The organism is Serratia sp. 2723 (assembly GCF_050434425.1).
GTDB lineage: Bacteria > Pseudomonadota > Gammaproteobacteria > Enterobacterales > Enterobacteriaceae > Chania.
In genome coordinates, this window is the sequence record NZ_JBNDIN010000014.1 from 1 (window position 1) to 20,955 (window position 20,955).

Annotated in this window: 16 protein-coding genes, 6 tRNA genes and 1 pseudogene; 10 read left to right on the plus strand and 13 right to left on the minus strand. The window is 54.5% G+C overall.

Going from position 1 to position 20,955, the window contains the following annotated elements; all coding sequences use genetic code 11:
* Nucleotides 1-317: 317 nt before the first annotated feature.
* From ABIE29_RS18715 to ABIE29_RS18730, 4 genes are all read right to left on the minus strand, one after another.
* Nucleotides 318-393: transfer RNA gene (locus tag ABIE29_RS18715), tRNA-Lys, on the minus strand.
* Nucleotides 394-426: 33 nt separating this feature from the next.
* A tRNA-Val gene (locus ABIE29_RS18720) sits at nt 427-502 on the minus strand.
* A gap of 38 nt (nt 503-540) precedes the next feature.
* Nucleotides 541-616 (minus strand) — tRNA-Val (locus ABIE29_RS18725).
* A 33-nt stretch (nt 617-649) separates the two neighbouring features.
* Nucleotides 650-725, minus strand: a tRNA-Val gene (locus tag ABIE29_RS18730).
* A gap of 283 nt (nt 726-1,008) precedes the next feature.
* Between ABIE29_RS18730 and gltX the strand changes: the two genes are divergently transcribed.
* From gltX to ABIE29_RS18745, 3 genes are all read left to right on the plus strand, one after another.
* Nucleotides 1,009-2,424: a glutamate--tRNA ligase gene (gltX, locus tag ABIE29_RS18735; protein ID WP_024485217.1), complete on the plus strand. Its 1,416-nt coding sequence runs from the start codon at nt 1,009-1,011 to the stop codon at nt 2,422-2,424.
* Between the two features lie 220 nt (nt 2,425-2,644).
* Nucleotides 2,645-2,720 (plus strand) — tRNA-Ala (locus ABIE29_RS18740).
* A gap of 62 nt (nt 2,721-2,782) precedes the next feature.
* Nucleotides 2,783-2,858 (plus strand) — tRNA-Ala (locus ABIE29_RS18745).
* A gap of 180 nt (nt 2,859-3,038) precedes the next feature.
* Here the strand turns inward: ABIE29_RS18745 and ABIE29_RS18750 are convergent.
* Nucleotides 3,039-4,226 carry a NupC/NupG family nucleoside CNT transporter gene (locus ABIE29_RS18750; RefSeq protein WP_429620210.1) on the minus strand — a complete coding sequence of 396 codons (1,188 nt, stop codon included), beginning with the start codon at nt 4,224-4,226 and terminating at the stop codon, nt 3,039-3,041.
* Between the two features lie 377 nt (nt 4,227-4,603).
* On the opposite strand from ABIE29_RS18750, the gene ABIE29_RS18755 reads away from it, so the two are divergent.
* Nucleotides 4,604-5,842 (plus strand): Nramp family divalent metal transporter, encoded by a 1,239-nt coding sequence (locus tag ABIE29_RS18755; protein WP_429620212.1) that lies wholly within the window; start codon nt 4,604-4,606, stop codon nt 5,840-5,842.
* Between the two features lie 114 nt (nt 5,843-5,956).
* On the opposite strand, the gene ABIE29_RS18760 is transcribed toward ABIE29_RS18755, so the two are convergent.
* Nucleotides 5,957-6,352, minus strand: a complete 396-nt coding sequence (locus ABIE29_RS18760) for a DUF2502 domain-containing protein (RefSeq protein ID WP_429620213.1) — start codon at nt 6,350-6,352, stop codon at nt 5,957-5,959.
* Nucleotides 6,353-6,607: 255 nt separating this feature from the next.
* Nucleotides 6,608-7,597, minus strand: a complete 990-nt coding sequence (gene mgrA / locus ABIE29_RS18765) for an L-glyceraldehyde 3-phosphate reductase (protein WP_429620215.1) — start codon at nt 7,595-7,597, stop codon at nt 6,608-6,610.
* 244 nt (nt 7,598-7,841) lie between these two features.
* On the opposite strand from mgrA, the gene ABIE29_RS18770 reads away from it, so the two are divergent.
* The gene (locus tag ABIE29_RS18770; RefSeq protein ID WP_429620217.1) at nt 7,842-9,503 is read left to right on the plus strand and encodes an alpha-keto acid decarboxylase family protein; all 1,662 of its coding nucleotides are present in this window, start codon (nt 7,842-7,844) and stop codon (nt 9,501-9,503) included.
* Here ABIE29_RS18770 and ABIE29_RS18775 read toward each other — a convergent pair.
* A complete protein-coding gene (locus tag ABIE29_RS18775; RefSeq protein WP_429620220.1) occupies nt 9,479-10,369 on the minus strand; it encodes a LysR family transcriptional regulator in 891 nt (296 codons plus the stop codon). The two genes, ABIE29_RS18770 and ABIE29_RS18775, sit on opposite strands and share 25 nt — an antisense overlap.
* Before the next feature lie 99 nt (nt 10,370-10,468).
* On the opposite strand from ABIE29_RS18775, the gene ABIE29_RS18780 reads away from it, so the two are divergent.
* On the plus strand, nt 10,469-10,927 hold the full coding sequence (locus ABIE29_RS18780) for a multidrug/biocide efflux PACE transporter (protein ID WP_429620222.1): 459 nt from the start codon (nt 10,469-10,471) through the stop codon (nt 10,925-10,927).
* A 69-nt stretch (nt 10,928-10,996) separates the two neighbouring features.
* Nucleotides 10,997-11,689, plus strand: coding sequence for an aspartate/glutamate racemase family protein (locus ABIE29_RS18785; RefSeq protein WP_429620224.1), 693 nt, complete (start codon nt 10,997-10,999; stop codon nt 11,687-11,689).
* Here the strand turns inward: ABIE29_RS18785 and ABIE29_RS18790 are convergent.
* Nucleotides 11,686-12,933: an ion channel protein gene (locus tag ABIE29_RS18790; RefSeq protein WP_429620226.1), complete on the minus strand. Its 1,248-nt coding sequence runs from the start codon at nt 12,931-12,933 to the stop codon at nt 11,686-11,688. The two genes, ABIE29_RS18785 and ABIE29_RS18790, sit on opposite strands and share 4 nt — an antisense overlap.
* A 333-nt stretch (nt 12,934-13,266) precedes the next feature.
* Between ABIE29_RS18790 and glk the strand changes: the two are divergent.
* A pseudogene (gene glk / locus ABIE29_RS18795) lies at nt 13,267-14,217 on the plus strand (glucokinase); the annotation flags it as partial.
* Nucleotides 14,218-14,404: 187 nt separating this feature from the next.
* Here the strand turns inward: glk and ABIE29_RS18800 are convergent.
* The gene (locus tag ABIE29_RS18800; RefSeq protein ID WP_429620228.1) at nt 14,405-15,631 is read right to left on the minus strand and encodes an L-lactate MFS transporter; all 1,227 of its coding nucleotides are present in this window, start codon (nt 15,629-15,631) and stop codon (nt 14,405-14,407) included.
* 383 nt (nt 15,632-16,014) lie between these two features.
* Between ABIE29_RS18800 and ABIE29_RS18805 the strand changes: the two genes are divergently transcribed.
* Entirely contained in the window at nt 16,015-16,365 is a 351-nt protein-coding gene (locus tag ABIE29_RS18805) for a DUF2502 domain-containing protein (RefSeq protein WP_429620230.1), read from the plus strand.
* Here ABIE29_RS18805 and ABIE29_RS18810 read toward each other — a convergent pair whose 3' ends face one another.
* The 3 genes from ABIE29_RS18810 to ABIE29_RS18820 all read right to left on the minus strand — a co-directional run bounded on the left by ABIE29_RS18810 (nt 16,366) and on the right by ABIE29_RS18820 (nt 20,141).
* Complete coding sequence (locus ABIE29_RS18810; protein ID WP_429620232.1) at nt 16,366-17,100, minus strand: LytR/AlgR family response regulator transcription factor; 735 nt, start codon at nt 17,098-17,100, stop codon at nt 16,366-16,368.
* Nucleotides 17,097-18,788, minus strand: coding sequence for a LytS/YhcK type 5TM receptor domain-containing protein (locus ABIE29_RS18815; protein WP_429620425.1), 1,692 nt, complete (start codon nt 18,786-18,788; stop codon nt 17,097-17,099). The genes ABIE29_RS18810 and ABIE29_RS18815 overlap by 4 nt, the downstream gene beginning before the upstream one ends.
* Before the next feature lie 108 nt (nt 18,789-18,896).
* The gene (locus tag ABIE29_RS18820; protein WP_429620234.1) at nt 18,897-20,141 is read right to left on the minus strand and encodes a DUF1479 domain-containing protein; all 1,245 of its coding nucleotides are present in this window, start codon (nt 20,139-20,141) and stop codon (nt 18,897-18,899) included.
* Nucleotides 20,142-20,310: 169 nt separating this feature from the next.
* Between ABIE29_RS18820 and ABIE29_RS18825 the strand changes: the two genes are divergently transcribed.
* A complete protein-coding gene (locus ABIE29_RS18825; protein ID WP_429620236.1) occupies nt 20,311-20,853 on the plus strand; it encodes a GNAT family N-acetyltransferase in 543 nt (180 codons plus the stop codon).
* Nucleotides 20,854-20,955: the final 102 nt, after the last annotated feature.

Consider the following 20,955-nt stretch of genomic DNA (forward strand, 5'->3'; position numbering starts at 1 on the left):
TGCAGCGATGCTAAAACTGCCGCCGAGACGAGAACGGGAGTATGAAAGAGAAATCAGGGAGAAAAGGGCAAAATATCCCTTTAAAAACAATGCCGATCACCTTAAGTGACCGGCATTAGCCTAAAGGCGCCTTTTTCTGAATGGTGGTGGGTCTGGCAGGATGACCGGCCGCCGCCGTTGTCTCGCAAGCGAGACTCGAACCTGAACGCAGGTCCTTACCCACACGACCCTTCTTTGCGTATGTGGTGAGGGTGACGGTACGATAGTGTGGCGCGCATATGCGAAAAAGGCGCCTAAAGGCGCCTTTTTCTAAATGATGGTGGGTCGTGCAGGATTCGAACCTGCGACCAATTGATTAAAAGTCAACTGCTCTACCAACTGAGCTAACGACCCACGAATGTGGTTTACTGCTTTTTGAAGCTGAAATGGTGGGTGATGACGGGCTCGAACCGCCGACCCCCTCCGTGTAAAGGAGATGCTCTACCAACTGAGCTAATCACCCACTTCAGGACTTCCAGATACTGCCAAATGAGAGAATGATGGTGGGTGATGACGGGCTCGAACCGCCGACCCCCTCCGTGTAAAGGAGATGCTCTACCAACTGAGCTAATCACCCTCATTGTTCTCACTGCTTACTGCGTTAACAAGATGGTGGGTGATGACGGGCTCGAACCGCCGACCCCCTCCGTGTAAAGGAGATGCTCTACCAACTGAGCTAATCACCCCGTCTTGTTGGAGTCGCATTATAGGGATAGTTGAAAGTGAGTCAACGGTTTTTAAAATGATTTCAATCGTTCGCCGCAAATTTAGACAGGATGCGATATTTATCGCCGACCAGGACGATTCTTTGCACAGTAACGTGCGTAGCGGGCCGCAAAGCGTAGCGGCCGATAGCGTGTCGGCGTTGAGGAATTAGCATGGAGTGGTAGAATGTCGCCCACTATTTTACATTCCGAGCAATCGTCGGCACTCCGCTGACACGCGTTGCGTAATAAGGCAGTGAACCCAATGAAAATCAAAACCCGTTTCGCCCCAAGCCCGACCGGCTATCTGCACGTCGGCGGCGCTCGTACTGCGCTCTATTCCTGGTTGTTCAGCCGCCATTTCGGCGGTGAGTTTGTATTGCGTATCGAAGATACCGATCTTGAACGTTCAACCCAGGAAGCTATCGACGCAATTATGGATGGCATGAACTGGTTAAACCTGGATTGGGATGAAGGCCCGTACTTCCAGACCAAGCGTTTCGATCGCTACAACGCGGTGATTGATGAGATGCTGCAACAGGGAACGGCCTATAAGTGCTATTGCTCAAAAGAACGCCTGGAAGCGCTGCGCGAGAAGCAAATGGAAAACGGCGAGAAGCCACGCTATGACGGCCATTGCCGCGATAGCCAGTGCAGCCACACTGCCGACGAGCCACACGTAGTGCGTTTCCGCAATCCGCAGGAAGGCTCGGTCATCTTCGACGATAAAATCCGTGGCCCGATCGAGTTCAGCAACCAGGAGCTGGACGATCTGATCATTCGCCGTACCGACGGTGCACCAACCTATAACTTCTGCGTAGTGATCGATGACTGGGATATGGAAATCACCCATGTGATCCGTGGTGAAGACCATATCAACAACACGCCGCGCCAGATCAACATCCTGAAAGCGCTGGGGGCACCGGTGCCGGAATATGCTCACGTGTCGATGATCCTGGGTGATGACGGTAAAAAACTGTCTAAACGCCACGGCGCCGTTGGCGTAATGCAATACCGTGATGACGGCTATCTGCCGCAGGCGTTGTTGAACTACCTGGTGCGTCTGGGTTGGTCCCATGGCGATCAGGAAATCTTCTCTATTGACGAGATGAAAGAGTTCTTCACTCTGGATGCGATCAACAAATCCGCCAGCGCCTTCAACACCGAAAAGCTGCAGTGGTTGAACCATCACTACATTAACCATATGCCGGCGGAAGAAGTGGCGGTCTATCTGGCATGGCATGTTGAACAGCAGGGGATTGAAACCCGTAACGGCCCGGAATTGAAAGATCTGGTCAAACTGCTGGGCGAGCGTTGTAAAACGCTCAAGGAGATGGCGGAGTCTTGTCATTACTTCTACCAGGACTTCAGCGAGTTTGACGCCGATGCGGCGAAGAAACACCTGCGTCCGGTCGCACGCCAGCCGCTGGAGGCCGTACGCGCCAAATTGGCCGCTATTACCAACTGGACGCCAGAGAACGTGCACGACGCCATTCAGGGCACCGCGGACGAACTGGGTGTGGGTATGGGCAAAGTAGGGATGCCATTGCGCGTCGCGGTCACTGGCGCTGGCCAGTCACCGGGCATGGACGTTACCGTACATGCTATCGGCCAGGCTCGCTCCCTCAAGCGTATCGACCAGGCGTTGGCTTATATTGCCGAGCGTGAAGCGCAAGCCTGACAGCTAGTTTCCAAATAAGCCGATAAAGCCCTGCGAAGCGATTCGTGGGGCTTTTTTGTTACCGGTTTATTTTGTGCCCAAAGCGGCGGTTTTTTGGCATTAAACGCGCTGATTTGGCGGCTTTTTCAGCGCTTGATCGAGGAATTCAATTTAGCCGTTGACAGGGTTTCTGGGGTTTCATATCATGCGCCCCGTTCACAGGATTTCGTGATTGTGGATTGGGGCTATAGCTCAGCTGGGAGAGCGCTTGCATGGCATGCAAGAGGTCGACGGTTCGATCCCGTCTAGCTCCACCAACCTTTTATCTCAGTAAGGTTGGGGAATACCGTAACGCACGGTTAACGCGTACCACTTTTGTGGGGCTATAGCTCAGCTGGGAGAGCGCTTGCATGGCATGCAAGAGGTCGACGGTTCGATCCCGTCTAGCTCCACCACCATTTGAAAAGCCGACCCTAGGGTCGGCTTTTTGCTTTTGTGCTGTAAGAACACCGCCGCATGTTGTGTCTATTCCTCCCCTTCAGTTCGAGCAGTATTGTCATTGGGCCATTAAATAAAAAACGCCCGATAAACTTCATCGGGCGTCTTGAGACTAGAACTTGTAGCTTCTAAAACTGTTAACCCAGAATCAGGCCTGTGATGGCTGCTGACAGCAGGCTAACCAGGGTAGAGCCGTAAACCAGCTTCAGGCCGAAGCGTGAAACCACGTTGCCCTGATGCTCATTCAACCCTTTAATCGCACCGGCTACGATACCGATAGAAGAGAAGTTGGCGAAGGAAACCAGGAACACGGACAGGATACCCATACTGCGTGGAGACAGCTCAGCACCGATTTTCTGCAGTTCCATCATCGCGACGAATTCGTTGGAAACCAGCTTGGTCGCCATGATGCTGCCAACCTGCAACGCTTCATGCTTAGGCACGCCAAGGATCCAGGCAAATGGATAGAAGAAGTAGCCCAGGATTTCCTGGAAGCTCAGGCCGAAGATGGCGCTGAACAGGCCGTTAAGCGCGGCAATCAGCGCGATAAAGCCAATCAGCATGGCGGCAACGATAATCGCCACCTTGAAGCCTGCCAGAATGTATTCACCCAGCATTTCAAAGAAGCTTTGGCCTTCGTGCAGATTGCCGAGGTGCAGCTCTTCTTCTTTACTGGTGTCATAAGGGTTGACCAGTGAGAGGACGATAAAGGTGCTGAACATGTTCAGTACCAGCGCCGCTACTACATACTTGGCATCCAGCATGGTCATGTACGCGCCAACGATGGACATGGAAACTGTCGACATCGCGGTAGCGGCCATGGTGTACATGCGTTTTTCTGACATCTTGCCCAGCACATCTTTGTAGGCAATAAAGTTCTCAGACTGGCCCAGAATCAACGAACTCACGGCGTTGAAGGATTCCAGTTTGCCCATCCCGTTCACTTTAGACAGCACGGTCCCGATGATGCGGATGATAAACGGCAGCACTTTGATGTATTGCAGAATACCGATCAGGGCAGAGATGAACACGATTGGGCACAGCACCTTCAGGAAGAAGAAGGCCAGACCTTTATCACCCATCCCGCCGAACACAAAATCAGTCCCTTGCCCCGCAAACCCGAGCAACTTGTCGAACATTGCTGCAAAGCCTTTTACAAAGCCTAAACCTGCTTCCGAGTTCAGGAAGAAATAGGCCAGTAACACTTCAATAACCAACAACTGAATAACATAGCGGATGCGGATGTTTTTACGATCGCGGCACACTAACAGGGCCAGGATCGCAACCACCACTAACGCTAACGCAAAGTGCGCAATATGGGACATGTTTGCTCCAAATTTGAGGCAGGCTGAATTTCGGTTGTCATTTTATGTAACGCCAAGTTTAAAAACGAGACATTCATAACAAATATGGAAAATCATAGTGGAGATAGTCCTAATCTATGATGGCAAAGCACCAAAGATCAAGATGTTAATAAATATGCGTGTTCGTGGCATTTTTGTGCTAGTTTTACTATCAAGCGTGATCCGCTCTGAACCTTGTGATCCAGAGTAGATGTAAACGCCAGGATTTCATGCGATCTGTTCGATAAAACCTCGTTTTTGGCTATCGCAGGGATAACCATTATCGCTGCAAATGCGCTTGATAATCATTATCATTTAAGTAAAGATGAAGGCGAGCTAAATTAGTAAGGGTTTTCGCTATGCTGAACAGTCGCGCGGTTAACAATACTTCCTCCAGCCGCCCGTCCAGAAAGATCAAACTTTCTCTGATGGGGCCTGCTTTTATCGCCGCCATCGGCTATATCGACCCCGGCAATTTTGCCACTAATATTCAAGCCGGCGCTTCTTTTGGCTACACGCTGTTGTGGGTAGTGGTATGGGCCAACGTCATGGCGATGCTGATCCAACTACTGTCTGCCAAACTCGGTATTGCTACCGGTAAAAACCTTGCCGAACATATCCGCGATCGCTTCCCGCGCCCGGCAGTGTGGGCCTATTGGGTGCAGGCGGAGATTATCGCGATGGCCACCGACTTGGCCGAGTTCATTGGTGCCGCGATCGGTTTCAAACTGCTGCTGGGGGTAACGCTGTTGCAGGGGGCAGTCCTCACCGGCATTGCCACCTTCCTGATCCTGATGCTGCAAAAACGCGGGCAAAAGCCACTGGAACTGGTGATTGGCGGCCTGCTGCTGTTTGTGGCGATGGCCTATATCGTGGAGCTGGTGTTTTCTCAGCCGCAGCTGAGCGGGTTACTTAGAGGGATGGCTATCCCGGATTTGCCGAATGGTGATGCGGTGTTTCTTGCTGCGGGGGTGTTAGGGGCAACCATCATGCCGCATGTGATTTATTTGCACTCCTCGCTGACGCAGACCGCTGGTAAAGACTCTAAAGCAGAACGTTATTCGGCCACCAAGCTGGACGTGGCGATTGCCATGACCATTGCCGGTTTTGTTAACCTGGCGATGATGGCCACCGCCGCTGCCGCATTTCATTTCAATGGCCACAGTGGCATTACCGATCTCGACCAAGCCTACCTGACGTTGCAGCCGCTGCTCGGCAATGCGGCAGCCACCATCTTTGGTTTGAGCCTGGTTGCAGCAGGTCTCTCTTCTACCGTGGTAGGCACCTTGGCAGGGCAGGTGGTGATGCAGGGCTTTGTCCGCTTCTATATCCCTATCTGGTTACGCCGGGTGGTCACTATGATGCCATCGTTTATTGTCATCATGATGGGGATGGATGCGACGCGTATTCTGGTTTTGAGCCAGGTGCTGCTGAGCTTTGGTATTGCCCTGGCGTTGATGCCGTTGTTGGCGTTTACCGGCAACCGTGAACTGATGGGAGATATGGTCAATGGTCGTCTGATCCAGAATCTCGGTAAACTGATTGTGTTGGTGGTGGTTGGGCTAAACGGTTATCTGCTGATCAGCAGCCTGTTTTAGGATCCCTAACCCTCACTCATAGAGAGGGGATAAACGTGCTACAGACTGACTTCTGCAGCTGATTACGATGCCGATCAGCCCCCTCTCCCTGTGGGAGAGGGGTGAGGTGAGGGGTCAATCATCATGATCGTGATGGTGATTTTTGTGATGATGCTTGTTCTTATAATGGTGCTTTTTATACTGTTTATAATAGTATTTATCGGCCTTGCGGTAGCGACCATCATGGTAGTAGTAGTTTTTGTGCCAGTAATCGCGGTCACGCCAGCGATAACCATCCCAATAGTAGCCACGGCGGCTGCGCTCCCCTAGATCACGTCCCTGATGGCCATGCCACCAGTCGCGATCGCGCCAGTCGTAACCGTCCCAGTAATTGCCGCGTTTGTCCTGGTCACCAATCTGCAATGAGACCCCCGGCAGCAAGTCAATATTGACGCTATTGGCATGGGCTATGGGGGCGATGGGCATGAAAAGCGCCGCCAGAATGGCTGCGGTAAACAGAGGTTTGAACATTTAGGCTCCCTTGGCCGGGTACCGATAATGAAGCACGTTCATCGGTATAGGTTTTGGCCATGCAAACGGTTGTTATCCCTCGCTCTTAAACGCTATGCGTAAAATCCATGAGGTATTTATCCAAGGATGTTAGCGCCGTGGAGCGACCCTGCCTTTGGGGAAATTCTGAAAGCCATAGGGAGTACAGGGGATTGGGAGTTATCTTAGGTGGAGGGTGAAAAAACCGCCGATAACCCACCGGCGGCTTGTAAGCGATTACATCAGGATCTGCTCAATCTTGGCGATCTCTTCTGCGCTGAACTTACGGTTAGCCAACATACCGACCGCATCTTCAATCTGGCTGGTTTTGCTGGCACCGATCAAAACGGAAGTGACGCGACCGTTACGCAGTACCCAGGCTAGCGCCATCTGCGAAAGCTTTTGGCCACGCTGTTCTGCCAGCGTATTCAGCAGGCGAACCTTTTGCAGTTTCGCTTCGGTAATCTGCTCGGGAGTGAGTGAGCGGCTGCCGCTGGCTGCGCGGGAATCAGGCGGAATGCCTTGCAGATAGCGATCGGTCAACATGCCCCCGGCCAGCGGTGAAAAGGCGATAGACCCCACACCATGCTCTTCCAGCGTATCCAGCAACTCGGGTTCGACCCAGCGTTCAAACATCGAGTACTTCGGCTGGTGGATCACGCAAGGGGTTCCAAGCTGCTGCAGGATGGCAAATGCCTGCCGCGCCCGGTCGGCCGGGTAATTCGATAACCCGACATACAGCGCTTTACCTTGGCGGACGATCAAATCCAGCGCCGCCATGGTTTCTTCCAGCGGCGTATCCGGGTCAGGGCGGTGATGGTAGAAGATATCCACATAGTCGAGCCGCATGCGTTGCAGGCTCTGGTTCAGGCTGGCGACCAGGTATTTCTTCGATCCCCAGTCACCGTAGGGACCAGGCCACATGGTGTAGCCCGCCTTGGAGGAGATAATCAGCTCATCGCGATAAGGCTGGAGATCCTGATGCAGCATGCGGCCGAAATTCTCCTCGGCAGAACCCGGCGGTGGCCCGTAGTTATTGGCCAGATCGAAGTGGGTAATGCCAAGATCGAAGGCACGATGTACCAGACTGCGCGCATTGTCATACAGCGAGCTATCGCCAAAGTTGTGCCACATACCGAGTGAAACGGCTGGCAGTTGCAGTCCGCTGCGGCCACAGCGGCGATATTCCATATTCTGGTAGCGGGCAGGATCGGCTTGATAAACCATAAAATCCTCATCGACAGCGGGAAATGATATTCAGTGTATGCGCTTCCACCTGGGTTGTCAGAGTGCCAGATCACGCTAATTGTCCGCCATTTATTCAAATTGCTTATGGATGATCTCAACTGCATGCCATTAGTGCGCAGATGTAAAGTGAAGTTTCCAGTGCCTCTTGCCGATAAAGTTCGAAAATTCGGCAGCATCTTTAATACTTAATACCAACAATTCTCCCATTGCCTAGGTGATGATCATGAACAAGATCTATACGGTGGCAGATTACCTTCTCGATCGGTTAGCCCAGATTGGCATTCGTCACTTTTTCGGCGTTCCGGGTGATTACAACCTGCAGTTTCTCGATCATGTCATCGATCATCAGCAGATAACCTGGGTAGGTTGCGCCAACGAGCTGAACGCCGCCTATGCCGCCGATGGTTATGCCCGCTGCAAACCGGCCGCGGCACTGTTGACCACCTTTGGCGTGGGTGAATTAAGCGCGATAAACGGCATTGCCGGTAGCTATGCCGAATACCTGTCGGTGATCCACATTGTTGGTGCTCCGGCTTTGCGAGCCCAGCGTGCCGGGGATTTGCTGCACCATTCGTTGGGGGATGGGGATTTCGGTCATTTTGCCCGCATGGCGAAAGAGGTCACCATCGCTCAAGCCAGTTTGACGGCCAGCAATGCCGAAGCAGAAATCGATCGCCTTTTGACGACCGCGTTGTACGAGCGCCGCCCGGTATACCTGCTGTTGCCAAGTGACGTCGCCGAAGCTCCGTTGGCCTCGCGCCCGGCACCTTTGGTATTGCGCCAGCCCAATCTCTCCGAGGTCTCCCTACAGGCATTTATCGCCGCCGCGCGGGAAAAACTGCAGACCGCACAGCGGGTTTCCCTACTGGCAGATTTCCTGGCCGAACGCTTTGGTGCCGAACCGGTGCTGGAACAATGGATGAATGAGGTCAATATTCCCCATTCCACCTTGCTGTTAGGCAAAAGCGTGTTGGATGAAACCCATGCCTGTTTCACCGGAACCTATGCCGCAGCCGCCAGCGATCCGCAGGTCAAGCTGCAGATTGAGGGGGCCGATGTGGTGATTAACGTCGGGGTACGTTTCACCGATGCTATCACCGCCGGTTTTAGTCATAACCTACCCGTGGATAAATGCATAGATATTCAGCCGTTCGAGGCGCGGGTTGGCCAGCAGGTGTTCAGCCAGGTCCCGATGCGGGACGCGGTGAAGGCTCTACACCAACTGACGTTATCGTTAGCCAGCAAGTGGACGTTGCCCTCGATCAAACGACCAGCGCTGCCGGATCCTAGTGCCAGCGGTCTGGATCAACATGGTTTCTGGCAGCAGCTCCAAGACTTCTTGCAGCCGGGGGATATCCTGATTGCGGAGCAGGGCACCGCCTGTTTTGGCGCGGCGTCGTTGACGCTGCCGCAGGGTTGCCGGTTTATCGTACAGTCGTTATGGGGTTCGATCGGCTATACCTTACCGGCGGCGTTTGGCGTGCAGACTGCCGAGCCTCAGCGTCGGGTGGTATTGCTGATTGGCGATGGTGCCGCTCAGCTTACCGTGCAGGAGTTGGGCAGCATGCTGCGCGATGGGCAAAAGCCGGTGATCCTGCTGCTGAATAATGACGGTTACACCATAGAGCGAGCCATCCACGGGCCGGAACAGCGCTATAACGATATCGCGCAATGGAATTGGACGCGCTTACCGCAGGCTTTATCGCTCGATCATCAGGTGAAATGCCTGCGCGTCACCGAGCCAGAGCAGTTGCGTGCGGCGCTTGGTGAGGTCGGTGGCAGTGAGCAACTGGTATTTATTGAGGTGGTACTGCCAAAAATGGATATTCCCGAACTGCTTGATAGCGTATCGCGGGCCATTCAATCGCGTAATGCGGCGGCTTGATCGGCGGCGTTTTCCAGCAGACGATCCAATAACCACAGCCCCGCCGGCCCCGGCGGGGTAAGCTTGGACCATACGGCGTCGACCGAGATGGTTTGCGGCCAGCCACGCATTTTCAGCTCTGTCAGACGTTGCTGCCCGTACTGTTTGACCAGCCAGTGCGGCAGCATCGCCCAACCGGCTCCTTGTTCCGCCATCTCCAACAGCATCAGATAGCTGGGTGCCGACCAGGCTCGTCCGCGCGGTTTTGGCGTGCTGTTGCTGGTATAGGTGTTGAGGTAAAGTTGGCGGCTGCTGGCAAGGTGTGCCTGTGTCAGGGCCGGGAGGTGGGCCAGTGGATGGTCATGAGCGACAAACAGCCCCATTTCGGTCTGCTCTGGCAGCCTGGCGACGGCGATCTCGGGGGGGTAGGTGGGTTGTACCGCCAGCATCCCCAGGTGAGCGCGGCCGGTCTGTAGCAGATCCAGCACATCCTCCCCTTCGGCGATCATACATTCCAGCTCGATATCCTGATAACGCCGCTCGAAATGTTTCAGCAGGTTGTCATGATGGTTGGGCTGATAGGTATCGGAAAAAACGATGGTCAGCCGTGGTTCGATATTGTCCCCCAAGCGGATGCTCAGCGCATCGAGTCGTTCGCTGGCCGCGAGAATTTCCTGCACGTGCCCCAGCACCTTGCGGCCAGCCTCCGTCAATACCGGTTGGCGGGCCTGGCGATCGAACAGCGTCAGCCCGAGATCTGCCTCCAGATTGGCAATGGCGGTACTGATGGTGGATTGGCTTTTGCGTAGTCTGCGTGCGGCGGCAGAAAACGAGCCTAACGCGGCGGCCTCAACAAAGGCCAGGAGGGCTTCTGGGGAATAGCGCATGATGTATCTACTTTATCGATGAGATCTATTTTTAATCTACGCAAAAAACCGATGATAATCACCTGACTTTTTCAATAACGGTCACAAAACAGGTGAAGTATGCAGTTGCAAAACAAGTCGTTGGTTGAACGTATCGTTCACGCCGTGGGGTTCGAAGCTATCGCCGTGATGATCTGTGCCCCTTTGGGGTCATGGCTGCTTAACCGCTCGATTGCGCAGGTAGGGGCGCTGGCGATCATGTTATCTACCGTCGCCATGCTGTGGAACATCGTCTATAACGCGATCTTTGATCGGCTGTGGCCGGTGAGCCGTGTGATCAGAACGTTGAAAGTGCGTATTGGCCACGCCTTTGGCTTTGAGGCCGGGTTTGTGCTGATTGGCCTGCCGATAGCGGCCTTTATGCTCAATATTTCGTTGTGGCAGGCCTTTGTGTTGGAGCTTGGTTTCTTCCTGTTCTTCCTGCCCTATACCATGGCGTATAACTGGCTCTACGATACTCTGCGCCAGCGTTGGTTCGAGCCGCGTCAGGCTCAGGTTAGCAGTTCGCGCAGCAAATAATTGTTTCGTCAGTCAGGTCGTTCTCGGGTAATGTCTGGTTGACAGATCGTTAAAGCCAAGGAGAACCGAATGAAAGTGTTGGGATTATTGGGTGGGATGAGTTGGGAATCCACCATTCCCTATTACCGAATGATCAACGAACAGGTAAAGCAGCGGCTTGGTGGTTTGCATTCCGCCAAAATCGTACTCTACAGCGTGGATTTTCATGAGGTGGAACGATTGCAACACCAGGGGGATTGGGAAGGCGCTGGCCGTTTGCTGGCTGGGGCCGCCGCCTCGCTACGTGCTGCCGGTGCCGAGGCCATCGTGATTTGTACCAACACTATGCATAAGGTGGCGGATGCGGTGGAACAGGCCAGCGGCCTACCGCTGATCCATATTGCCGATGCCACGGCACTGCAGGTACGCCAGCAAAATATTCGCCGTATCGGCCTACTTGGCACGCGTTTTACCATGGAACAGGATTTTTACCGTGGGCGTTTGCAGGATAAATTTGCTATCGAAGTGGTTACGCCGGATGCCGCCGATCGCGATATCGTACACCGTATCATTTATGAAGAGCTGTGCCTGGGCAAGATAGTTGCTACCTCACGCGATGAATATCGGCGGATTATTGCCAGGTTGGAACAGCAGGGCGCCGAGGGGATCATCTTTGGCTGCACCGAAATCGGCCTGTTGGTTAGCGCACAAGATGCCGCAGTGCCGGTGTTCGACACCACGGCCATTCATGCGCACGCCGCTGCCGAGTATGCTCTGGCCTAGTCTTCATGCGGAGGTTGGTATTTTACTACCAGCATTAAAGGCTTGCCCGCCAGCACCAGCCAGGCGGGCAACATCACAATACACAGCACCGGCAACAGGTGCAGCTCTGGCACCACCGCTACGGCCATAAACAGGCTCAGCCAGCCGTCACGAGTCACCACCAGCACCAGCCCCATAATGGCACAGGAAACGGTGATCGCCGCCGGAACCGCCGGGACATGTTGATGCAACATCAACCCCAGTGCGACACCGATAAATACCGCCGGGAAAATACGCCCGCCGCGAAAACCACTGGCGGCAGCTACCACTAATGCGGCCAGTTTAGTCAGGGTGATCACCAGCAGTTGGCTGGTGGTGAAACTGCCGTCGACCACCAACAGTTTCATCTCGTCCAACCCTTTGAACAGGGTGACATCTCCGCCAATGACTCCAAGGATACCCAACAGCAGGCCACCTAGCCCAAGCATCAGCACTGGGTTTTTCAGCGTATGGAACAGGCGATGAACCCGTGGGAAGCACCAGATCGCCACCATCCCGAGGGCAATGGCGATCAGCGCGACCACCGAACCGCTGAAGATATCGCGTAGCCGGGTCACATCGTAAGCATCAAGCTGTAGGGCAAAGTTCGGGGTAAAGAACATCTGGGTAGTGACGGCCCCGGCAGCAGCGGCCATCAGCGGGGCAAACAGCCGATCCCACAGGGGGACTTCGTTATTTCCCCCCAGCGTTTGTGAGAAAATCAGGGCGGCGGCGACCGGGGTACCAAACATTGCGCCAATCGTGCCAGCGGCGGCGAGGATGATCCAATCCATCCTGGGTACTTTAGGTAATAGCCTTGCCCCGAGTGCGACCACCAGGGCTATATTGATGGCGGTGATTGGGTTTTCCGGCCCCAAACTGACGCCACCTGCCAGGCCGATCATCAAGGCTAACGCCAATCCCGGCACGGCGGCCAGCGGCAAAGGCATGCCAATCAGCGATTCGGTCGCTGGATCTGGCCCGGCATGGCCCGGTACGAAGCGTACGATCAACCCAACGGCTATACCAGTCAGCGTGAGAATACCGATGGTCCACCAGGGGGCATGGCTATTGATATTGAGCAGCTCCGGGAGGCGAGTCCACAGCAAATTCTGCAGCACGCTGGCACTTTCCATCAGCAAGATGAGGATCAGGCTGGAGGCTGAACCGATAACGATCGCGGGCAGAGCGAAAGCCAACATAGCATTGGCGCGCGGATGCAACATGCAGGGTCCCTTGTTGTTATGTCCCTGATTGGCAGGGAAAACAGAGAGTAAAGCCAGCAGATTCGCCAGGCCCCAGAGGAAATGGTTTGCATAGTATATAGCGCCAACGGAGCGATTTCGCTATTGGCAGCCGCATGCGATCGCTTTTATCTCACGTTTTTTGCGCCAATCTGTAACCGCCGGTATAAATCGGTGAAATGTGGTCTGGCTGAAACGTTTTATGTGATCTGGATCGCTATTGAGCAGCGGGCCGCAGAATGCCGATTGTTGTTTGGGCGGCGTGATTTTACAGTGTAGCCAATTTCGTATTATTCATTTTAGGGAGAAACACCGATGACCTATGCCCTCGTAGGTGATGTTGGCGGCACCAATGCCCGCCTGGCGCTGTGTACTGTCGAGACGGGCGAGATCGCCCAGGCGAAAACCTACTCTGGTCTGGAGTTTGCCAGCCTGGAAGCGGTGATCCGCCAATACCTGGCCGAGCTGCAGCTGGAGGTTCAGGATGCCTGCATCGCCATCGCCTGCCCGGTAACGGAGGATTGGGTCGCCATGACCAATCACACCTGGGCCTTCTCCATCAAAGCGATGAAAGAGAGCCTGGGCTTAAAACACCTTGAAGTGATTAACGATTTTACCGCGGTTTCGATGGCTATTCCGATGCTGTCCGAAGATGACGTGTTGCAGTTTGGCGGTGGCAAAGCGCAAAAAGATAAACCGATTGCCGTTTACGGTGCGGGTACTGGCCTGGGGGTAGCGCATCTGGTGCATGTTAACCGCCGCTGGGTGAGCCTGCCGGGTGAAGGGGGCCACGTAGACTTTGCGCCGAACAGCGAAGAAGAGGACATCATCCTGGAGGTGCTGCGTGGTGAAGTGGGGCATGTCTCTGCGGAGCGCGTGCTGTCTGGCCCTGGGCTGGTGAATCTGTACCGTGCCATCGTCAAGGCAGACAAGCGTCTGCCGGAGAAGCTGGAGCCCAAAGACATCACCGAGCGTGCGCTGGTGGATAGCTGTACCGATTGCCGCCGTGCCTTGTCCCTGTTCTGCGTGATCATGGGGCGGTTTGGCGGCAACCTGGCGTTGAATCTGGGGACGTTTGGCGGGGTGTATATTGCCGGGGGCATCGTGCCGCGCTTTATGGAGTTCTTCAAGGCTTCCGGATTCCGCACCGCCTTTGAAGACAAGGGCCGCTTTAAAGACTATGTACGTGAAATTCCAGTCTTTATGATCACCCATTCCCAACCGGGGCTGCTGGGGGCCGGTGCTCATCTGCGGCAGACGCTGGGGATACCCCTCACCCCAACCCTCTCCCACAGGGAGAGGGAGCTGTTAGCCCCTGCTCGTTTAGAAGTAAAGAGATAATCTCAACAACTGCGATCGTCTCTTCAGCCAGTACTGATGAAGAATCACGATATTTTCAGCCCAACTCGTTCGGTACCCTCTCCCTTTGGGAGAGGATTAGGGTGAGGTGCCATTAGCCGTTGGCTTTTGCCAACACCGGCTCTGCGTGAGACTCTTCTTCCTGCTCAACCGCTTGCGGCGCTTTGATAAACAGGGTGATCAGCAGTGAAATCACCGACAGCACACCCATCACCATGAAAGTTGCGTGGAAACCGCCGAAGTGGTTGGCAATAAACGACCCTGCCAGCGCGCCCAGACCAAAGCCCTGATAAATGATGCCGTAGTTCTTGCTGTGGTTTTTCAGGCCGAAGAAATCGCCGACAATCGCCGGGAAGACGGTAATGTTGCCGCCGAAACAGAAAGCGACCGCGCCGACGCAGATAAAGAACAGCGTATGGCTCAGCGTTACGAAGCTCAGTGCGGCAATCGCCAGAATAGTGACCAGCATGGTGAAGCTGATGACGCGCATACGGCCCACTTTATCCGACAGGGTACCCAGAATGATGCGGCCAGCGGTATTGAAGATCGCCACGGCGGAAACGGTGTTGGCGGCGGTGGCCAAATCCATCCCAGCCAGCTGTACGCCCATGTCTTTAACGATACCAATCAGATACAGGCCACTCATACAGGCCGCGAAGAAAATCACGAACAGCATATAGGACTCTTTGCTGGCAAGCATCTGGCGCACGGTGTAATCGTTGCCCAGTGTGCCGTGGTTAGCCTGTTGGTTAATCTGCACCGGTTCTTTGAGCAGCATGGAACCCAGCACAATCAGCGCCATCACGATCACGCCCCAGTAGAAGAAGGCGGCAGAGACACCGGCACCGCTAATCAGGGCGGCGTTAACGTATTTGAACAACAGGCTGCCGCTACCGAACGCCCCGACGGAGATGCCGGAAATCAGCCCTTTGTTGTCCGGGAACCATTTGATCAGGTTGGACAGCGTAGAGATGTAAGCGATACCCACCGCAAAACCGACCACCACGCCTGCTAACAGATAAATCATATCCAGCGATTGCACATGGGCGCTGGCAATCAGCCCCAGGCCGACCAGCACGCCGGAAACCAGCGTCAGATTGCGAATACCGAAACGCTCTTGCAGTTTACCTGCGAACAGCGTGGCGAAGGCCAGGAAGAAGCTGGTGATTGAGAAGGTGGTAGCGACATCGCCAAGGCCCCAGTGGAACTTGTCTACCAGCGGCTGGTTGAACAGGCTCCAGGTATAGATAGTGCCGAGGCCCATCTGGCAGATGATGGTGCCTAGAACGATTAAGCTGCGATTTGCCGGTTTGCTGTTCATGGCCGGTCTCCTTCCTGTATTGGCGTTGCTATTGGCAAAATTAGCAAGGCAACCAGAGCCCTGCGGTATGGGCCTATTATAAAGGGGGCGATCGTTGCCAATGGCGGATCGGGAATGAACTGCCGTTGCCGAGGAATGAAATGCCATTATTGCTGCATGAGTTGCCGAATAAGGGCCAAAAAGCCGCTTTAATACGGCCTGCCGGGCGTGATCTACATCAAAGATATGTCAGAATGATGACCAAACCGTCGAGGCAAACTGTGTGGTAATTGTGAAGGATATGTCTGAAAGGCGTAATTGGGCTTTCGTCCTATAGAGAACGTACCGCAGCGGAACTACTGTGATGGGGAAATGGACAGGTTCTGTTCTCTGGGAGTTACCCAATGAAAAAAGTGCTGTTGTTATTGGCTGCGTTGCTGCCGCTGTCACTGCCTGCGGTGAGCCATGCGGATATTTCTGTCGGCATCAACGTGCCTGGAATGTCGGTGCATATTGGCGATCGTGATGACCGTGGCCATTATTGGGATGGTTATCGCTGGCGTGAGCCGCGTTGGTGGTACCAACACCGCCCGCGCGAATATTATGGCCCACGTGAACACTATGGCCCGCCGCCACGGGTGATCTACTACGGGCCACCGCCGCGTGAATGGCGTGATGGGCCGCGATATCATCGGATGCCGCCTCCTCCGGGTTATTATCAGCGAGGTCACGGCCCCCGAGGCCCGCGTTGGTAATTACAGACGCATCAACTGGCGAAACGCCTTGACCTTGCTGCGGCTGACCGGGACTTCAAAATCCAGATCGCTCAGCCGCAGAATATAGGTGTTGTTGAACCACGGAACGATTTCCCGGATCTTGGCCAGATTGACGCAATACGAACGGTGGCAGCGGAAGAAAAACTCTTCCGGTAGCCGCTGGTAAAACTCGGTGATATTCATCGGCATCACAAACTCTTCGCGCCGGGTATATACCCGTGTGACCTTCTCATCGGCGGCGGCGTAGTAGATGTCGTTGATATCCGTGACGATGATGCGCTCGTCTTTGATCAGGTTAATGCTGTGGCTGGTGCGATTTGCCGGTGTACTAGGCTCCGGCGTCTGCGCCGGTCGGTTATGCAATGCCTCCAGCTTTTGCAGCATGGTGATGATACGTGCTTCATGATATGGCTTGAGGATGTAGTCGAACGCCTCGATCTCAAACGCCTCCACCGCATGCTCTTTATAGGCGGTGATAAACACGATCGACGGACGATGCGCAAACTTGCTGATGTTCTGCGCCAACAATACGCCGTCTAACGACGGAATATTGATATCGAGGAAAATGGCGTCTACCTGATGGGTTTGCAGGTATTTCAGCACGTCCAAGCCGTCTTCGAAGGTGGCTTCAAGGGTGATATTACTGTGTTTATTAATCAGATAAGTCAGCTCTTGCTGGGCGAGAAACTCATCTTCCACAAGGATGGCTTTCATAACTGTTCCCCGGCAGGTTGTGGGCTGTTTTCGCTATGCAGTTTATTGCCGTTTTTGGTGACGTAGAAGGCGATTTCCGTTCCCGGCTCCAGCCGACGGATGCGTAATCCTTCGCCGTACAGCAGGGAAACCCGGTGGTGTACGTTAAGCAGGCCGATATTGTGGCCAGGCATTTCATTGCGCGCTACGCGTTCGATCACTAGCGGATCGATGCCGTTGCCAGTATCTTTCACTGAAATCCTCACGCGATCGCCCCGATCTTTCACCGCGATCACCACCACGCCTTTCCCTTTACAGGGCTGAATGCCGTGCACGATGGCATTTTCCACCAACGGCTGGATCAGCAGGCTGGGGATGCGCACGGCAATATCGTCGTCGATGTCATAAATCACCGTCAGCTTACTGCCGAAGCGCGCCTGCTCGATGGCGATATAGTCCTGGATCTGATGCAGTTCCTTACGGATATCGATCAGTTCGTCATTCAGCTCCAGGTTATAGCGCAGGTAACGCGACAGGTTGATGATCAACTGGCGGGCGGTATCCTGATTCAGCCGGATCGACGACGAGATGGCGTTCAGCGCATTAAACAGGAAATGCGGGTTGATTTTGCTTTGTAGCGCGCGCATTTCGGCCTTATCCGCCATTTGGCGCAGGTGTTCGATGCGCGAGACTTCCATCTGGGTGGAGATAATCTGCGACAGGCCAACCGCCATCACCTTCAGCGTATTGGTGATCTGATGGGCATGGCAGTAGTAAATCTTCAGCGCCCCGGTCACTTCGCCCTTTTCCCATAGAGGGATCACCAGTTGGGAATGGATCTGCGGTGCGGTCTGATTCTCGAGGTTGTTTTTGATGATGATTTTGCCCTGCCGGATGCTTTCCAGCGTAACGCTGCTCAGCCCTGCGCGCCCGAGTGGGTAATGCTCTGCTCCCACGCCAACGTAGGCCAGCACATGTTGGGTATCGGTGATGGCGACCGCATCAGCGTTGATATCGTGGCGGATAATTTCGCAAATGGTGGTCAGCGATTCGCTATTGATATTACGGAAATAGGGCAGCGTTTTGCGGGCGATATCCAGCGCCAGCTTGGCCTGCCGCGCCGCAATCACTTCTTTTTCGTCTTCGACGCTTTGCACCAGCAGCACGATCAGGCCGATACACACCGTGCCGAGGATCATCGGCAGGGCAATTTTAGACACGATATCCAGCCCGAGTTCGGTGGGTTTGGCCCAGGCAACGATCAGCAGCATGGTGAGTGTTTCGCACAACATCCCCCCCAGGATCCCTGCACGCCAGCGCTGGCCTTTCTTCACCTTCAGGTTGATATAACCGGCACCGATCCCGGCAATAATACTGGTGATCAGACAGGGAACCGAGGTGATACCGTCGATATCGATCAGATAGCGGTGCAATCCGGCGATAATGCCGGTAATGATGCCGACCCAGGGGCCAAACAGGATCCCCCCGGCCATGATGGCGATCACACGTACGTTAACCAGAGAGCCTTCGACGTTGATGCCAGAATAGGTACTGAACAGGGCGAACAGAGAGAAGATGGCCGTGACTGCGGCCAGTTCCAGCGCAGTATGGTCTTCCTTTTGCAACAGCTGGCGAAACAGCCGGGTGCGGGTGAGGAAAAACAGGCAGATCAACATCAGGGCGGCACGATCGAAGACCGCTAACAACATTTCAAAAACAGGGTGCACAACGGAGGCTCACTGCGACAAACGGGAGAACACAGTATATCACAGCACGGCAATAGCCGCGGTGGCCGGAGCACACCGCGGTCATCAGGATTATTTGATCCCCAACTGCTCCTTGCCAAGCGGCGACAGCAGCTCAACGGTGGCGCGGCCAATGAAATCCACCTCGAAATCATCCGCAGCAAAATCCACCGGGCTTTTGCCTGACAGGAAGCTTGGCAACTGCCGCTGCAGATAGGCATCGTTCTTCTCGCAACCCGGCGCGGCGGCAATGTACATCACGTTGCTGTCAAACTCGCCGTTATGCTCGTTTTCTACCGAATGGATCACGTCACAGTGCCAGAATACCGTATCTCCCGGCTCCAGATCGGGAATAGGGGATAACCCACTTAATAAAAGGGGATGCCATTGTTCCGAGATAGATAGCGCCCGGCCCGGGGCGGCTCCGCACAGATCGTCATCCGCCACATCGTCTTGCAGGGCACGCAGCAGGACATAAGCCATGGCGTTGGCGATTGGTACCACGTTCAGCGTACCGGCATGAGTACGTTGCGGCGTCAGTGCTGTCCAGCCCTGGAAGGTGCGGAACATGGAACAAACCGCCGGTGAGGCGATTTCGCGCACTTCGGTGCGGCCATCGGCGGCAAAGGGGTCGTATTGCTGCCAGTGGCCGGAGAACACGTGGCGATAGACATAGCGGAAATTCTCATCCAGCCAGCGTTCGATGGTGCCGCTATCCACATGCGGGGAAAGGCCCAACGAAGAGGAGTTTGGTGGGCGGCGACGGGTACGGTCGGCATAGGTAGCAACACGCGTTGGGTCAAAGTGCTGTTTGCCGTTGCTTTCGGTTGCCCACAGGCTGTTGAGGAACACCTGTACCGCATGCATGCGCTGGTCCTGACGGGCTTCGACCTGAGGTTTCGACCAGTAAATGCCGTAGATCTGTGGCTTACTGGCGGCCAGTTTGCCGAAGTAGTTATCTTCGGCGGCATTTTTTAGTCGCTCGACGAAGTTATTACGTTCGAGATAATCGCCGATCTCCTGGTTCCATGCCTCGGCTTTGCGGCGTGGGAATACGCCCCGAATAGCGCACACGCCGCGCTGTTTAATCAGGGCGATTTGTTGTTCAGTAACGCGTTGTTGCAGAATATCTTCGGCATCCACCAGCGGCACCGGGTCCTGGCCGTTGGCCAGTTCCTGGCGGATTTGCTCCACCTGTTGGCGAATATTGTCTTCCAGCTCCAGGAAGACTTCGCGATAGTTGGGTAGAGCCTGGCGTAACTGCTGCTTGACGCTTTTTATTGCGGCAGGAATATCATTGATGAGTAATGAAGCCATGGTGTTCTCCTTGGCCCGCCGGTGGGCGAGGATGGTGTGGGTAGGGTAGCGTTATAAAGTTGCTTTTTTGTTGTAACCTCGTTAATGATTATCTGGATTTAATAGAGGAAAATAAAGGGATATATTTCATTCGTAACTTCCTCTTTTTCGTTTTTCGGAGATTTCCCTGATGAAATTGGAAACACCTCGCCTGCTGCTGACATCGCTAACGGCGGATGACTGGCCGTTATTCCTGCGTCTGTTCCAGGATCCCCAGGTGATCCGTTACATTGCCGATCCATTGCCGGAACATGAGATCCGCGAACGTTTCGAAGCACGCTTGCCCGCATGGGATAAGTATTGCGATCGCTGGTTGTGTCTGGTGATGAGAGAAAAAAGCAGCGGTCAAGCGGTGGGAATGACCGGGTTTCGCCCAGAGTGGTCCCCTTGCCAGCAGGCCGAAGTGGGCTTTGGCAGTTTGCCGGAAGGGCAAGGAAAAGGTTATGGCAAAGAGTCCCTGCCCGTGATCCTGGACTTTGCCTTCAATGCCTGCGGGTTTCACAAAATGTATGCCACGGTGACAGAGGGGAATGTAGCCTCACGGGGTCTGTTGCAGAGCTGCGGTTTCCAGCTGGAAGGGACTCTGCGTGACAATTTCCGCCTGGCGGGGCGGTGGTGTAATGACTGGCGGTTGGGGCTGCTGGCGACGGAATTTGCGGCTGCCAACCGGTAAAAAAATTGTTATGTGAGGGGCTCGACAGCCTGACAAGGCTGAGTTATGTTCGATGTTCGGCCACTCTGTGGCCAGCGTCGCTCGGATGGTCCGGGCGCTAAC